The sequence below is a fragment of the Chelativorans sp. AA-79 genome, assembly GCF_029457495.1.
GTDB lineage: Bacteria > Pseudomonadota > Alphaproteobacteria > Rhizobiales > Rhizobiaceae > Chelativorans.
Genome location: NZ_CP120361.1, coordinates 4,425,038 through 4,440,419 on the forward strand (window position 1 = coordinate 4,425,038; position 15,382 = coordinate 4,440,419).

Genomic DNA, 15,382 nt, shown 5'->3' on the forward strand with positions numbered 1-15,382 from the left:
TCCTCCACTTGCTTGCTGATATCGGTCGGCGCCGGTCGGCCTCCCTGCCGCGCCGGCGCCTGTCCGGTCATGCTATCAGATCGTTCAGTATCTTCAGATGCTTGCCTGACGAGTCGAGCAGCGCATCGAAACCCTCGCTGACGGCCCGGTCGAGGCCGATACGCCTGGTGACGATCTTCTTGGCCGGCAGGATCTGGCCGGCCGGCGGCCGTGCGCCAGGCTTTTCGACATTCTCGACGCGAAGATCCTTCGCCGCGTGGAAACGCAGTGCTTTCATTGTGCCTTACCCCTGGATGTTCGATGCTTCAGACAAGGACCATGCCGCCATCGACGATCAGGCTCTGCCCGGTCATGTAATCGGAGGCAGGCGATGCCAGGAAACAGGCAACGCCCGTAAGGTCGTCCGATTTCGAGGGACGGCCGAGCAGGATATCCGCCGAAAAGGTCTCGAAAGCCTGGTTGTCGCGCTCCGTCAGCCCTTCGTCGACAAAACCCTTGTCGATGACCTTCCACATCTCGGTTGCCACAACGCCGGGGCAGATCGCGTTGACGTTGATCCCGTCCTTGCCGAAGGCGCGGGCTGCGGCTTGCGTAAGCGCAACGACCGCGAACTTGCTTGCCGAATAATGCGCCAGCGGCTCGTAGCCTTGCTTGCCGGCGATGGAGGAGGTGTTGATGACCTTGCCGCCATGGCCCTGGGCGATCATCTGCCGGATCGCTTCCTGCATGCAGATGAGAACGCCGAGGCCGTTCACGTCCATGACACGGTGCCAGTCCTCGTCTGTGATCGACAGAAAGGGCCTGGTCTGAGCGATGCCGGCATTGTTGAAGATCGCGTCGAGCTTGCCGTGGGCCGAGACGGCGGCGCCTATCATGCCGCGCACGCTTTCGCGCCTCGATACATCCACCGCGACCGCTGTTGCCTGGGCGCCGCCTTCGCGGAGGCTGGCGGCGACCTTTTCGGCGGCGTGAGCGTCGATATCGGCGATGGTGAGGGATGCGCCTTGCGCGGAAAGTCCCCGCGCCATGGCTTCACCGATGCCCCGCGCGGCACCTGTTACAATGATGGAACGCCCATCAAGCTCATTGGACATCGCTTCCTCCGTTCTTTTTCGTTCGTGCAGAGATCAGCAAGCCCCATGCCAAGACGGGCCGGAGCAATAATAGAGGGAATTTCAATCGTTTATGGCAATCTGCCTGTTGCATCCGGATAGGCCGGTGCAACAGCTGTGGCGCGCGATATGCAGCGCGGTCAGTGCGGCTGGAAAACGCCGTGGCGCTTCATGCGGCGATGTACGGTGGAACGGTCGACGCCGAGGCGGCGGGCCGCCCGCGAGACGTTCCAGTCGCAGGCAATGAGCATCTGCCGGAGCGCTGCCCCGACCTCGTCGCGATCGCACTTCAGGGCCAGTTCTTCCGGCAGGTCGCCGATGTCGATGCAGTCGGAATCGCTGAGCGCGGCAGCGACAGCGATCACGTTGTCGATCTCGCGGATATTGCCGGGCCAGCGATGCGCCTTGAGCGCTACACGCACCGCCTCCGACACTTCGAGCGCTTCGCCATCAGCCGCATGACGTGCCAGCAACCGGTCCAGAACCCAGTCGAAATCCGGCCGGTCGCGAAGTGCCGGCAGGGTGATGGTCGCGGCATTCAGGCGATAGTAGAGGTCTTCGCGAAAACGGCCCTCGCGCACCGCCTCGGGCAGCAGGCGATGCGAGGCGGAGACGATGCGGATCTTCACCGGGCGCGGATCGGAGGAGCCGACCGGCAGCACCTCCTGCTCGGCCAGTACACGTAGGAGCCGGCTTTGCAGCGCGTAGGGCATGTCGCCGATCTCGTCGAGGAAAAGCGTGCCGCCGTCGGCCTGCTCGATCAGCCCCTTGCGCCCCTTGGCGGAAGCGCCGGTGAAGGCGCCCGGCGCGTAGCCGAAGAGTTCGCTTTCGATGAGGTGCTCGGGGATGGCCGCGCAATTGACGGCAACGAAGCGACCCTTGAGGCCGCTGCCATCGTGGATGGCGCGCGCCAGATATTCCTTTCCGGTGCCGGTTTCGCCCTGAATGAGGATCGGCAGCGACGTGCGCGCGAGCTTCGCGGCCTTCGCTTGCAGGTTTACGATCTCCGGTGCATCGCCGCCCAGGCGGCGCAATGGTGACGGAATTTGCTCGCGCAGGAGGGGGCGCCGCGAGCGTATATTCGGTTCGATCGCATGAACGAACAGAGCGTTGCCGTCACGCGCGAAGACGACACGCTCCTGTGTGGGGCGGCTGCGCGTGAGATCCGGCAGGCTCTCGATGTCCATGTCGAAGAAGCGCGAAACAGGTTGGCCGAGCAAAAGCCCCGGGTCGCGCCAACCAAGCCCGGCGGAACGGGCCAGAAGCTTCGCGCCGCCATGGGTCATGCCGATGATCCGCCCGCTGGGGTCAATGGAAATAGCCGCTTCCGGATCGACATCGAGGAATTCCGGCGAGCGGGCGAAACGAAGCACCCATTCATGCCGGGTCTGGGCCATCAGATTGGCGAGCTCGATGCGCCGCGCCGTGGCGTTGACCAGATGCAGCGCCAGATTCTGGCTGGTTTTCAGGATCGGCGAGCTCAGCAACGATATATCGAGCACCGCGCACAGCGATCCGCGCATGTCGTAGATCGGCGCGGCTGTGCAGGAGAGCGGCGTATGCGTATTGTCGAAATGGTCGTCCTGGTGAATGGTGAGTGCTTCTCCCGTCTCAAGACAGGCGCCCACGGCGCAGGTTCCTGCACGCCATTCGGACCATTCGGAGCCGAGATAGAGACCGGCCTTGCGCAAATTGTTGTCGAACAGCGGATCGCCGAGGAACTCGACCGTGACGCCCTGCCGGTCGGAGAGCAGGAGCACGTAGTTCTGGCCGGCGACCTGATGGAAAAGACGCTCCAGGCCGGACCGGGCGATGCGGATCAGCTCTTCAGACTGCTGGCGATGCTCCCTGAGTTGATGCTCCGGAACGATGAAGGCCTCGCAGCTCTGGGCCGGGTCGAGCTGGTGCTGTTCCAGGCAGCGGAGCCAGGACTTGACGACGGTCTCGTCGCGGCCCGTCGACAAGCCCATGCCGACATTCTCGATCTCGCGGATGTGGTCGGATTCTGGAAACATGGCACGAAATGGCTGCTTTCGCAGCCATCCTCCCTTTCTCCTCCATCCCGCTTATCAGGGCATCAAGCGGCGTAAATGTAAATGGCCGTGCAGTTCGCGAAGCCCGAGCTTGGCCCTTCGGCGTATTGACAGATGCGGCGGGACCGGCAGACTTGACGGACAAGCCGCCATTCAGCCCGGGAAGAGAAAAGGCGGAGGAGGAGAAAGGGGCTACCGGGAGGAAAAGACATGGATGGACGCGGCCTTCTGCATCATTCCGACAGGGTTCTTGCGGCGATCGATTCCAACCGGTCGGCCAAGTCGGCGCTCGTTGCCTCATGGCAACGCTCGTGCAGGCTGCACCAGCTCGACCCGGCCGAGCGCACGGCGCCGCGCCGTGTCTCCGATCGGGAGCTTGCTGCGGCGCGCGAGCGGCTGGAGCCGCTGATCCCCTCTGCGCAGACCGCCCTCGACCAGCTCTTTCTCGCCGTCGGCGGCGTCGGCTGCTGTGTGCTCCTCGCCGACCGCGAGGGCATTCCCGTCGAGCGGCGCGGAGCTCCCGGCGACGACGAGACCTTTCGCCAATGGGGCTTGTGGACCGGTACCGTGTGGAGCGAGGAAAGCGAGGGCACCAACGGCATCGGTACCTGCCTGGTGGAGCGCCGCACGCTGACGATCCACCGCGACCAGCACTTCCATTCGCGCAACACACTTCTGTCTTGCACGACGGCGCCGGTGCACGACCACGAGGGCAATCTCGCCGCCGCGCTTGACGTCTCGTCCTGCCGTGCCGACCTGACGGAGGGGTTCGTCAACCTGATCGCCACGGCGGCAAACGACGCAGCCCGCAGGATCGAGGCGGAGGCCTTCCGCCATGCCTTTCCGAAGGCACGCATCGTCCTCCTGCCGGCGGCGAATGCCTACGCCCTGATCGCGGTCGACGACGACGACCTGGTGATCGGTGCAACGCGGACGGCACGCGGCATTCTGGGGCTGGCGGCGGGGCCGCTGGCAAACCCCTTCCCGGCATCCGATGTCCTGGGTAGCGTCGGGGCCTCGGGTGCCTGCCTCACCGACGCGGAGCGCGGCGCCTTGCAGCGTGCGCTCGCAAGCGCCGGCGGCAACGTCTCGGAAGCAGCCCGCAGACTCGGTATTTCGCGCGCCACGATGCATCGCAAGATTGCCCGGCTCGGAATTCACCGGACGCATTGATTTTTCAACATCGACCTGTCGCAAAACTGCGACAGGTGCGACATGCGTCCCGGCCCGACCCGGCTGACACGATCAGCCCTCCCGCCCATTCTCCCTTCATGCCGCATGAAGCGGCTTTGAAATCGGGAGGATTTTCATGAACAAGGTGGAATTCGCGCGCGCCGCGAAGATGCCCTTCGCCGAGCGTTACGACAATTTTATCGGCGGCCGGTGGGTGGCGCCCAAGTCGGGACGCTATTTCGACAACATCTCGCCGGTGAACGGCCAGCCGATCGGTGTGGTTGCCCGCTCCGAGGCCGCCGATATCGAGCGGGCGCTCGACGCCGCCCACGAGGCGAAAGACGCCTGGGGCAGGACCAGCCCCGCCGAACGCGCCCTGCTGCTCAACCGTATCGCCGACCGGATGGAGGAGAACCTGGATCTCCTCGCGCTCGCCGAGACATGGGACAACGGCAAGCCGATCCGCGAGACGACCGCCGCCGACCTGCCGCTTGCCATCGACCATTTCCGCTATTTCGCCGGCGCGCTGCGCGGCCAGGAAGGCTCGATCTCGCAGATCGACCACGACACGGTCGCCTATCATTTCCACGAGCCGCTGGGCGTCGTCGGCCAGATCATCCCGTGGAACTTTCCGCTGCTGATGGCCTGCTGGAAGCTCGCTCCCGCGCTTGCCGCCGGAAACTGCGTGGTGCTGAAGCCGGCCGAGCAGACGCCCGCCACGATCATGCTGTGGGCGGATCTTGTCGGCGACCTGCTTCCGGCGGGCGTGCTCAACATCGTCAACGGCTTCGGCCTGGAGGCCGGAAAGCCGCTCGCCTCGTCCAACCGCGTCGCCAAGATCGCGTTTACGGGCGAGACGACAACGGGCAGGCTGATCATGCAATATGCCAGCCAGAACCTCATCCCCGTGACGCTGGAGCTCGGTGGCAAGTCGCCGAACATCTTCTTCAAGGACGTGGCGGCGGAAGATGATGACTTCCTCGACAAGGCGATCGAGGGCTTCGTCATGTTCGCGCTGAACCAGGGTGAGGTCTGCACCTGCCCGAGCCGGGCGCTGATCCACGAGGCGATCTACGACAGGTTCATGGAGCGCGCCCTGAAGCGCGTCGAGGACATCGTCCAAGGCGATCCGCTCGACCCGGCAACGATGATCGGCGCCCAGGCCTCGTCGGAACAGCTCGAGAAGATCCTGAGCTATATCGACATCGGCAAGCAGGAAGGAGCGGAGGTGCTGACCGGGGGCGAGCGGGCGCATCTGCCGGGAGACCTGGCGGGCGGTTATTATGTCAAGCCGACCGTCTTCAAGGGCCACAACAGGATGCGCATCTTCCAGGAGGAGATTTTTGGCCCGGTCGTTTCCGTCACCACCTTCAAGGACGATGACGAGGCCATGGCGATCGCCAACGATACGCTCTACGGCCTTGGCGCCGGCATCTGGAGCCGCGACGCCAACCGGCTCTACCGTTTCGGCCGCGCCATCCAGGCCGGACGTGTGTGGACGAACTGCTACCACGCCTACCCCGCGCATGCCGCCTTCGGCGGCTACAAGCAGTCGGGCATCGGCCGCGAGACGCACAAGATGATGCTCGACCACTATCAGCAAACCAAGAACATGCTGGTGAGCTACAGCCCGAAGAAGCTGGGCTTCTTCTGACCGCCTCCCGAGGCTTGCCGCGGCGCAGCCGGTTGCGGTCCGCGCCGCGGCATCGTCCTGCAGAAGCTGAGAGGATGTCATGACGGACAAGGTTTCCGCGACCCCGGAGGCGCTTGACCTCCTGGCCGAGATCATCGCCTACCATGGCCCCGTCTTGTTTCACCAGTCCGGAGGCTGCTGCGACGGCTCATCGCCCATGTGTTACCCCCGCGGCGACTTCCTCCTGAGCGAGAACGACGTGCTGCTCGGCCATATCGGCGAGACGCCGGTCTATATCAGCGGCCTGCAATACGAAGCCTGGAGGCACACGGACCTGATCATCGATGTCGTGCCCGGTCGCGGCGGCATGTTCTCCCTCGACAACGGGCGGGAGAAACGCTTCCTGACCCGCTCGAAGGTCTGCGACAGTCCGGCCTATTCGCAGTATCGGTCATGAGCGTTCCGATTGCTGTCGCCTAGCCATTTCCGAACGTCCGTTGCAAGCCATACCGTGGTATTGTTGCAGACTCGTTCAATGCCACATTGCCTATCGAGAACGTGGAATTCTCCAATAAGCGAGCCACAGGTTGGCGGCTCGCCAGCCAAGTCATTGAGCTGGGTCGAAGGGCAAAGTTGGCCTATTTTGGATTGTCCGATCTGGATGTGATTGTGGGGCCAAATTTAGCCCTCAAGTATATCAAACGTCAAACGCGAACAAATCCTGTCAGGAAGATCGACGGTAGTGGTCCTGTGCTACCGCCAAATATCGAGGTAGAACACAAGTAGGTTGGTGCAGACTAAAGCTGCGAAACCCAATGAAGACCTAAGCTCGTCCCTCACGCCGCCTTCGCCGCTCGACCATCGAGCTTCATGCGCGCAACTCGTGCTTCCTGTATGACACGGTGCGATGCCCGCGGCGCGAGCCAAGATTGAATGACCGGTGATTTTGTCAAAGCACCGCCCAGGTCCGCGAACATTGTGTCGCTGATCGCCTGCTGTTGGCTGCGCAGATGTTCCTCAAGCAGCTTGTGCCGTGTGATATAGCCGGCATTCACGCCTGGTATGGCGTGATTCATTAGCAGTCGGGCATCGAACTCCGATACACCCGCCGTCGTCGCCAACGTGCGATAGCTCTGCCGCAAATCGTTGCCCCACTTCGACAGGACGCTGCGAGCTTCCTTCTGCTCGACCAGATGGCCGACCGCGCTGTCAGCTGGAAAGGTCCACGCCCGCGCTTCCAGCGGATGCAAGAAGCGGCCGAAGCGCACGGCTCGGATCAAGCAAAGGATCATCTGCCTCGACAATGGAATGTCGAATGCTCGCTTGGCACCACCCTTGGGGTTCGGGATGTGCAGCACGCGGCGGCGTAGATCGATATGCTCTGGCTTCACTTCCATCAAAGCGGTGGGGCGGCATCCGGACAGCAGGCTCATTAGATGGAACTCGCGCCGGATCGGATTTCTCATCGCGGCGACCTGCATGAACCAGTTCGTCAGATCCCCTGGCCCCATCGCCGTGTTGCGCCGCCGCTCCTGATTCCAATCAATCGCGTTGACAGGATTGTCGGCCGGCAGGCCCCGGTTGGTCTTGCGTGCGTGATTATAGATCGCCCGCAGCGTGCGCATGCTGCCATTGGCGATATAGGGACCGCTCTCCTTCGTGATCTCGTCGTGCTTCGTAGCGACCTGGGCGGGATCGTCGGCAAGCTCGACCAGCGGCTTGTCCAGCCAATCCTTGAAGACGCGCTCGACGTGATCGCGATAACTCTCGATCGTCCGCTCGCTGCGACCCTTACGCACCATATGCGCGTCCCGGTAACGCTCCCATGCGGCCCGCAAGGTAATGCCGACCGAAGGTGCGGCAGCCGGCTCCTCGGCCTGCTCCTTCTCCGCTGCCCGCTCCTCGGCCTTCGGATGCATACCCCGGCTAATCTGCGCGAGATACTCCTTCGCCGTCGCCCGTGCCTCGCGCGTCGCCATCTCCCTAGCATCGCCGATCGTCACCGTAATGGAGGCCGCCCGCTTGCCTTCCCGGCGCAGGTCACCTTGGACGGCGAATGTCTTCCGCCGCTTTCCGACAACCACATAGAAGCCCTTCAATTCAGTATCACGTGCGCGATACTGGCCGCTGGTCGCGGCAGGCAGACGAGCCACGTTTTTGTCGTTCAGGAGGATGCGAATATCGGCCATACGTCACTCCATCACCGGCTTACAACCGGCATAATTTCCAACAGCCACACACAACTAGATTCAGAGTCAGAAAGGGGTGCGAAAGTTTTTATGCCGGTTTTAAGCCGGTAATAGACTCCTGTAAAGTCCAAAAGTCCGGGTACGATGCTCCACGCTGGGGTGCGAATATTGAATATTTTACAATAGCTTGATAGAGATTTGAGGAGATTTCGCGAAGGCGGGAAAAGTCGACCGATTTAACTACGAATCTGGGGGTCAGAGGTTCGAATCCTTTCGGGCGCGCCATTACTCTCTGAGAAATTCGTATTTTTCTTCTGCTACTTTGCGGGAAAGATCAAAAATCCTCTCCTGTGATGACGTAGTAATGACGCGGTGCGTCTAATGAAGCCTTCGGCTGAATGAGCTAGGAGATTGAAGCTGATTCCGTCTGTTCTTCCCTTCGCTCGTCAAGCGCACGACAAGGCAAGGAAGGCATAACACCACGGCCGGTACCGTTGAGTGTCCGTCGCCGCGCGAGTACCCTACCGGGCCCCCTACTAAGGGGGACAGCCTTCCCCTTCGAATAAAGGTATTACCCGGAGAAATTTTCTCGTAGAATTCTGGAATCCCCTCCGGGATTAGGTCCGGGCAGACAGGTGAGCTAGCCGCAGCGGATGAAGACGGCTCCGTCTCCCGCTATCCGGACGCCGCTGATCGAAAGCGGGCCGCTTCGCGGCGGCTCCACCGCCAGGGCATCCGGCGAACGGGCGCTGATCGGGAACTCCCGGCGCGGGCTGTCGAAGATAAGGGCCGGATCGTCACCGAGCCTGACATAGCCTGCCCGCGATTCGCCGTTGACACGCGTCTCCACCACCTGCCCTCCTGCCGCATTTCCGCTGACCACGAAGTCCGGCGACTGGCAGGAGGGTTCCCTGGCGGTCCACGATGCCAGCACATAGTCGCGTGTCAGCGACGCGGAGTCGTGTTCCGGGGGCTCCGCCCGCGTGATGCTTTCGACCTCTATGGTCGCAGCACCCTGCATGCAGAACGAGGCCTCGGCGGTTTCGCCGGTCATGCGCACATAATCGCCGGCCTGGAACTGCGCTCCGGCGCCGACCAGACTGTATGTCCGGCCCTCGGACGTGTTCAGCTGCAGGCATTCCGCACCGCGTGCAAGCCGTCCCTCTACCGTTCGCATGCCGGCCCGGTCGTCCGGCGCATCGGGGTCGCGGCGTTCGACCACCTGCACAGGCTGGCTCACCTCCGTGCGACCGTCCCGGGTGTGGATCACGAAGACGAACTCGTCTCCGGGATCGGCGTTTTCGGGTATCCGAACCTGGACTTCCACCTCGCCGTCGGGCTGCACCTGCGCCTGCGCGAGCGAGCGCCATTCCGACTCCGGCGGCCCGACGCCGATCTGCACCGACCGGCCGGGCGTGTAGTTGTCGCCGCTCACCGTGATGGGCGCCCCCGGCCCGCCGGCCCGCGGCTGGACGTTGATGGTCGGCTCTCCGGCGACCGGTTCGTCACCGTCCGGCGCAACGGCCGGGATGCGGATCGTCAGACCGATCCTCAAATCATCCGTGTCGAAGTCCGGATTGGCATCGAGCAGGGCATCGACGCTGGTCCCGTAGCGTTCCGCAAGGGAGAAGAGCGTATCGCCCGGTGCGAGCTCGTGGGTTGCCTGCGACCGCGCCGTACCGCTGCTGCCGCCGTCACCGCCGGTCGCTCCCGGTATGTTGAGCCGGGTTCCCACGGCTATGTTGTTGACATCGTCGATCTGAGGATTGGCGGCGACGAGTTCCGACAGCCGGACCTGGCACTGTTGTGTCACCTGGTACAAGGTGTCGCCCGGCTGCATGACGTATTCATCGGCGCAGGGGCTCTGCGCCCTGGCGCTTGCACCGGCGAGGAACACGACGGAAAATGTCGCGAGCACCGCGGCGGAGGTTGAAAGGCGTCCTGCCATTTCTACGCTCCCTGTTCTGGCGTGAGCGCCAGCTCCGCGCCATACGGCATGCTTCTTGTGGCCGCGGCGGCCTTGGCCGGGCACGGGCACCGGCTTGGTTCTGGCCACAACATTTTCCACTGCACGCGGGTTCCGAGCCGGGGTGGGAAAGCGACGGCGCCTGCCTAGCAGAAACCGGATGCGTCATCACCAGACGCATCTCCATCGTCGAAAATCGCCCTTATGCCGCTTGTCCCGACCGACATTCAAGCTCGCAGACTTAATCTCGGACCGGAGCATCAACGAAAGGCGCCGATATAGTGGAAGGAGTTGGAGGCGCATCGAGGAGCGGATGGAAAGCGTCATCGTTCCGGCACGGTCCGTGCAGCGGCTGTTTCGATGCGGGCTGAAGTGCATTCGGCGCGATAGATTTCGTAGAGATCGAGCGTCACGCCGCCGATCAGAACAATGAACCCCAGTGCCTCCACCAGCGGGCTGTAGCTCACGAAGGCGATATAGCCGATGAGGGCGGCGCCGAGCGCCGTTGCGACCAGTGGCCAAGGCCGTCCGTGCCGCGGCAGATTGAAGCCGGTGGCGATGGCTACCAGGGCTGCGGCGGCAAATATGATGGCTGCCCAGGCACCCTCTGGAAGCGCGATCGAGACGCCGATCACCGACAAGAGCGCCAGGAAGGCGATCACGCCATAGCAGGCGACAATGGCCGCGACCGCTGCCACCGCACCCCAGAGACCGCGTCCGGTGATGGCTTTGAGACGCCTCGGGTGCATGCGGCGCGCCAGCCATCCCAGGCGCTCAAGGCCCGCCGTCCCGGCAGCCTCGCGCGGCCGGCGCATGACGACGGTGACGGAGCGTGCACCGAGCCCGGAGGCAATATGGCGCGTATCGGCGCTGGGGCTCGTCGAGAAATAATCGAACTCGCCGAGCACTTCGACGTCGACAAAGCCGGTCTCGCGGAAGAGTTCCAGATAGTCCTCGTCCACCGAAGCCCCGACCACGCACTCCGCCCACAGCTTCGGATCGCTGCGGCCGCCGAGCGGCACCGGCCTGGTGATGACGATATCGGAGAGTTGCACCCGCCCTTCCGGCTTCAGCACGCGGAAGATCTCGGCGCACGCCTTGCGCTTGTCGGGCACGAGATTGAGAACACCGTTCGAGGTCATCACGTCGACCGAGTTGTCAGGCAGCGGGATGTGCTCGGCGTCCGCCTCAATCGTCTCGACATTGCCGATGCCGGCCTCCCCAAGCGTCGCCTGCAGGCGGGCAAGCATGTGGGTTGTTATATCAAGTGCATAGACCCTGCCTGCCTTGCCCACCAGGCGGCTGGCCAGAAGGGTGTCCGTTCCCGAGCCTGAGCCGACGTCGAGTACGGTGTCGCCCGACCGGATCACGCCGGCAAGGAAGGGATAACCGACACCCGCGAACCGATCGACTGCAGCCTGCGGCAAGCGGTCGAGCTCTTCCTCCGGATAACTCACGGCGAGGGCTGCCGGACGGCCCACCGGAAAGTGAAACCCCTGGTTCGGATCGTCGGCCACGCTGCCATACATCGCGCGCACAGCCTCGGTGATCTGTTCCTTCGAGAATCCCAGGATTGCGACCATTCGCGCTCCTCCGCTGCCTGCGGCGCACCTGGCGCCGGTGAAAACGTTCTTCAGAAGCGCGCGACCATCGCGCGCACGCGGCGGCGCAGCGATTCAGGAGCCTTGACCTCGCTGGCTTCCCTCACCCGCGCGCGCAGCCTGCGCTCGAACTCCGCCCGGGAGAAGCAGGCCCGGCAGGTGTCCATGTGGCGTGCAAGCGCCTGCTCCATCTCCGCGTCGAGTTCGCGGTCGAGGTATTCGAGGAGCTTTTCGATCACCTCCTCGCACCGCAGGTCCTGCGTCATCGGACACCACCTTTCGCATCGCCAGGCCTGATCCCAGCCTCACCCGCCTGCCGCCACAGCGCGCCTTGAAGAAGGCTGCGGCCGCGAGAAAGCCGATCGTCTCCCTCCATTCCTTGATGCGGTCGATCAGCTCCGGCTTCTTGCCGAATCGGGCATTGCAGTGCCAACGTGCGACGATCATTCCAATATCTCCCTTCCTGTGCCTTTATTCTGGACGGCGCGCCTGCCGGCTCGGTCCACGGGATCGCGGCCGGCAAGCACGCCCTGGCGGTTGTTCTCGGTGGGCGCCGTCCTAGTCCGGATGCGGAAGCATGATGGGTTGGCCCGTAGGCCCCACCTGAAAAACGATGAAGCGGGCCCCTTCGTCGGCCGAGGCGGTGCGGGCCACCATCGGCTTGTCGGGCAGTTCGTAGAATGCCTCGCCGGCCGACACCGTCCGCAGATCCTCGCCTTCGACATCGACGTCGATCGTGCCTTCCGTCACGTAGACGAAGACATGGCCCGGATGGATGTGGCGCTGGGTCTCCCAGCCCGGCCCCACATCGAAAACCACGATGTTGGCTTCAGTCCCTTGCTCGCCCACAACCGGTCGCGCCGACCGCGGCCGCTCCAAGGACCGTCAAAGCGGCACAAGTGGCGAACCCTGCTGACTTTATTGCCATGATCCTTCTCCTCTGTTGTTCGGTCAGTGTCTGGCCCACCCTTCGGAGGCGGGTCTTCAGCCTGCTCCATGAGGTAGCGGATGGGCGGGGGCAGGTCTTGGCGTTTCGGGAAGTCAGCTTTTGCAATTTGTGCACCCGGCCCGGCATCGATGCGGCGGCCGGGTTTCGGGGAACTTTTGAAATGAGGTTGCGTCCTTTGCTGCCGAGACGAGGAAAAGGAGGAGAACATGGCGGAGATAGTTTCCGTGCGCCCCAGCAAACCGGCGGTGCCACGGCAGGGGCGCATGCGGGAACCATTCGACCGAGGCGGCAATTGTGGCGAAGTCGTTCCCCCACCCTTGTGGAACAAGACGATCGAGCTTCTTTGCGGCCGGCCGGAGGCGTTGAACATCCAGGCCCGCACCATTGCCGATGCCGTGCTTGCGGAAATCGCTGCTCCTCCCGTCACGGTGACGCAGAACGGATCTGCTAGGGGCGATCCGCACCGCTTCCATCTCGTCGTCCTGCTCGAAGGGCACGGGACCTACCGCTGGGCGGCCGGCGAGCGCACGCAGAGCGCCGGCGACATCGTCCTCATCGACACCACAGAGCCCAGCCAGGTGGTCTCTCCGGTCAGTTCCCGGCTGTTGCGATGGAGCCTGCCGGAATCCCTCGCCGCCCCTTTCCTGCCCTTCCACGACAGGTGCGACGCCATACTGCGCCTGCCTGCCGGCGGCGGGATGACCGGCGTGCTGATGCGCAATGCGTGTGAACTCGCCCGCGAGGCGGAGGGGCTCGACCGCACCCTCCAGCACGGCCTGCTTTCGCACATATGCGGTCTGCTCGGCCTGGCGATGGAGGTGGAGACGCGGCCGCACCGGGCGCGCCAGGGCAACTACCGTGCCTTTCAGCGCCAGCGGGTGCTCGCCTATATCGAGGCGCATCTGGACGATCCGCGCCTTACGGCCGGCCGCGCTGCCAGGGATCTGGGGATGTCGCCACGCTGGCTGCACGCGCTTTTCGAAGAGATGGCCGCGGGCTTCTGCGACTTCGTGGCCGGCCGGCGACTGGAAAAAGGGCGCACGTTGCTCGAGGACCCGGCTTCAGAGCACCTGTCGATCGCGGAGATCGCCTTCCTTTGCGGCTTCAACGACCTGTCGACCTTCTACCGCCGCTTCGGCGAGCGCTACAGCATGACGCCGGGCGAAGTGCGGAGGAGAGGACGGCGGGCCGCCTGACCCCGAGCGGCTGGAGAACACATGGAGAGGATCGCGCAATGTTGCTGCGGCACTCTCCGGGCGAAGGTCTGGGGAGAGCCTGCCGCGGTCGCTGCCTGCCACTGCAAGGAATGTCAGCGCCGCACCGGCTCGGCCTTCGCCGCCATCGCCTTCTTTCCTGCCGAAGCGGTCGAAATCGAAGGCGTAAGCCGCGTCTTCGCACGCGAAGGCCAGAAGGGCCGGATGCTGATTTTCCATTTCTGCCCGCGCTGCGGCTCGTCGGTGTTCTGGGAGGCTGAATTCCGGCCGGGGGAGTTCGGCATCGCGGTCGGCGCCTTCGCCGACCCTGACTTTCCCCGCCCCGTCGGTCTCGGCCTGGGAGCAGTCGAAGCATCCCTGGGTCGCCTTCGGCTGCGATCTCCTTCGCCTTGATCGACAATGAACATGAGACCTTGCCATGACGCCGTAGTTCAGCAGACATCCTGGACTGTCGATCGTGCCGCGATAAGTGAGCCGGCAAAAGCCAGCCCGAAGCTGAAGCCGTTCAGCCGTGCGACTGGCTCGATCGAGACATTCACCAAGTCAGGCCCTTGACGCCCGCTGGTTACCTGGGCGTTGTCGCTTGAACCCTATGGCCGCGATCGGTCTAGGGCACCGGGCGCAAGGTCTCGATATCCCGCACTTCGAACTGCCCCGCCGCGCAAGCACTCACTCAACGACAATATGCACACGGTCGGCGGGAAAACTCGAAACGCCCCAGGCGATCGGTTGGCCTGACACATCCACGTCAATCTTTGTGGTCTCGAGAAGGGGACGGGTGCGCGTGATGCCGAGCAGATCGGCTTCTTCCTGGTCAGGCATGCGGCTGCTAATGCGCGTGTTTTTGCGCCGGTAATCCTCCACGCCCAGTTGCGTCAGTGCCGCGGTGGGTGAAGGATTGTCGCTGAGAAGATCCTCGATGCCGGAAAATCGCTCTGCCGGATAGAGGTCACGGGTAAGCCCGATCGGGCGATTGGCGACAAAGGCCATGGCCCGGACGACCACGACTTCATCCCCCTCTTCGATGTCAAGCGCCAGTGCCGCGATAGCATCGGCTGGCTCATGCCAGCTTCCTAGAAATTTCCGTGTGCTGGAGAGGCCAAGACGCTTCAGATTGTCGCTGAAGCGCATCCGGCCGTCGAGGACAAAGGGTATCGCTTGTTCTGCTACAAACAGGCCTCGCCCATGCTGGATACGCACGAGCCCGCGCCGCTCCAGGTCAGCCAAAGCCTGCCGCACCGTGAAGCGGCTTACGCCGAAACGCGCTGCAAGTTCGAGTTCCGTGTCGAGCTGAGTTCCCGGCTCCCGAAGCTCGATCTCACGGCGGAGCAATTCTGCGATCTGTTCCCACAGAAGAGTCTTCCTTCGGCCGGTATGGCGATCCGCGATCGAGACTTGGGACATCGACCCTCTCCAACTGTTTTCATTGGAAGGCGTCATACGCCTGATACACGGATGATGTAAAGGTCCGGACCATATGTCGAATCAAATATGAATTGAGCATGCCAGCTT

13 protein-coding genes and 1 pseudogene are annotated in these 15,382 nt (G+C 63.4%); 5 read left to right on the top strand and 9 right to left on the bottom strand.

Going from position 1 to position 15,382, the window contains the following annotated elements:
- Nucleotides 1-67: 67 nt before the first annotated feature.
- From PVE73_RS21675 to PVE73_RS21685, 3 genes and pseudogenes are all read right to left on the bottom strand, one after another.
- A pseudogene (locus PVE73_RS21675) lies at nt 68-193 on the bottom strand (zinc-binding dehydrogenase); the annotation flags it as partial.
- Between the two features lie 112 nt (nt 194-305).
- Nucleotides 306-1,094 (bottom strand): glucose 1-dehydrogenase, encoded by a 789-nt coding sequence (locus tag PVE73_RS21680; RefSeq protein ID WP_277364230.1) that lies wholly within the window; start codon nt 1,092-1,094, stop codon nt 306-308.
- 158 nt (nt 1,095-1,252) lie between these two features.
- Complete coding sequence (locus tag PVE73_RS21685; protein WP_277364231.1) at nt 1,253-3,127, bottom strand: sigma-54-dependent Fis family transcriptional regulator; 1,875 nt, start codon at nt 3,125-3,127, stop codon at nt 1,253-1,255.
- A 228-nt stretch (nt 3,128-3,355) separates the two neighbouring features.
- On the opposite strand from PVE73_RS21685, the gene PVE73_RS21690 reads away from it, so the two are divergent.
- The 3 genes from PVE73_RS21690 (at nt 3,356) to PVE73_RS21700 (ending at nt 6,408) form a co-directional block, all read left to right on the top strand.
- Nucleotides 3,356-4,318 (top strand): GAF domain-containing protein, encoded by a 963-nt coding sequence (locus PVE73_RS21690; protein WP_277364232.1) that lies wholly within the window; start codon nt 3,356-3,358, stop codon nt 4,316-4,318.
- A gap of 136 nt (nt 4,319-4,454) precedes the next feature.
- Nucleotides 4,455-5,972 carry an aldehyde dehydrogenase gene (gene adh, locus PVE73_RS21695; RefSeq protein WP_277364233.1) on the top strand — a complete coding sequence of 506 codons (1,518 nt, stop codon included), beginning with the start codon at nt 4,455-4,457 and terminating at the stop codon, nt 5,970-5,972.
- Between the two features lie 79 nt (nt 5,973-6,051).
- A complete protein-coding gene (locus PVE73_RS21700) occupies nt 6,052-6,408 on the top strand; it encodes a DUF779 domain-containing protein (protein WP_277364234.1) in 357 nt (118 codons plus the stop codon).
- Between the two features lie 379 nt (nt 6,409-6,787).
- On the opposite strand, the gene PVE73_RS21705 is transcribed toward PVE73_RS21700, so the two are convergent.
- The 5 genes from PVE73_RS21705 to PVE73_RS21725 form a co-directional block, all read right to left on the bottom strand.
- The gene (locus tag PVE73_RS21705; RefSeq protein ID WP_277364235.1) at nt 6,788-8,140 is read right to left on the bottom strand and encodes an integrase arm-type DNA-binding domain-containing protein; all 1,353 of its coding nucleotides are present in this window, start codon (nt 8,138-8,140) and stop codon (nt 6,788-6,790) included.
- A gap of 640 nt (nt 8,141-8,780) precedes the next feature.
- Nucleotides 8,781-10,088 carry a LysM peptidoglycan-binding domain-containing protein gene (locus PVE73_RS21710; protein WP_277364236.1) on the bottom strand — a complete coding sequence of 436 codons (1,308 nt, stop codon included), beginning with the start codon at nt 10,086-10,088 and terminating at the stop codon, nt 8,781-8,783.
- A 341-nt stretch (nt 10,089-10,429) separates the two neighbouring features.
- Nucleotides 10,430-11,689 (bottom strand): MerC family mercury resistance protein, encoded by a 1,260-nt coding sequence (locus PVE73_RS21715; protein WP_277364237.1) that lies wholly within the window; start codon nt 11,687-11,689, stop codon nt 10,430-10,432.
- 50 nt (nt 11,690-11,739) lie between these two features.
- Nucleotides 11,740-11,973 carry a zf-HC2 domain-containing protein gene (locus PVE73_RS21720; RefSeq protein WP_277364238.1) on the bottom strand — a complete coding sequence of 78 codons (234 nt, stop codon included), beginning with the start codon at nt 11,971-11,973 and terminating at the stop codon, nt 11,740-11,742.
- A 292-nt stretch (nt 11,974-12,265) separates the two neighbouring features.
- The gene (locus PVE73_RS21725; protein WP_277364239.1) at nt 12,266-12,526 is read right to left on the bottom strand and encodes a cupin domain-containing protein; all 261 of its coding nucleotides are present in this window, start codon (nt 12,524-12,526) and stop codon (nt 12,266-12,268) included.
- Between the two features lie 336 nt (nt 12,527-12,862).
- Between PVE73_RS21725 and PVE73_RS21730 the strand changes: the two genes are divergently transcribed.
- Both PVE73_RS21730 and PVE73_RS21735 read left to right on the top strand, forming a co-directional pair.
- A complete protein-coding gene (locus PVE73_RS21730; protein WP_277364240.1) occupies nt 12,863-13,852 on the top strand; it encodes a helix-turn-helix domain-containing protein in 990 nt (329 codons plus the stop codon).
- 21 nt (nt 13,853-13,873) lie between these two features.
- Nucleotides 13,874-14,263: a GFA family protein gene (locus tag PVE73_RS21735; protein ID WP_277364241.1), complete on the top strand. Its 390-nt coding sequence runs from the start codon at nt 13,874-13,876 to the stop codon at nt 14,261-14,263.
- Between the two features lie 276 nt (nt 14,264-14,539).
- Here the strand turns inward: PVE73_RS21735 and phnF are convergent, their stop codons facing one another.
- The gene (gene phnF, locus PVE73_RS21740) at nt 14,540-15,310 is read right to left on the bottom strand and encodes a phosphonate metabolism transcriptional regulator PhnF (protein WP_277364242.1); all 771 of its coding nucleotides are present in this window, start codon (nt 15,308-15,310) and stop codon (nt 14,540-14,542) included.
- Nucleotides 15,311-15,382: the final 72 nt, after the last annotated feature.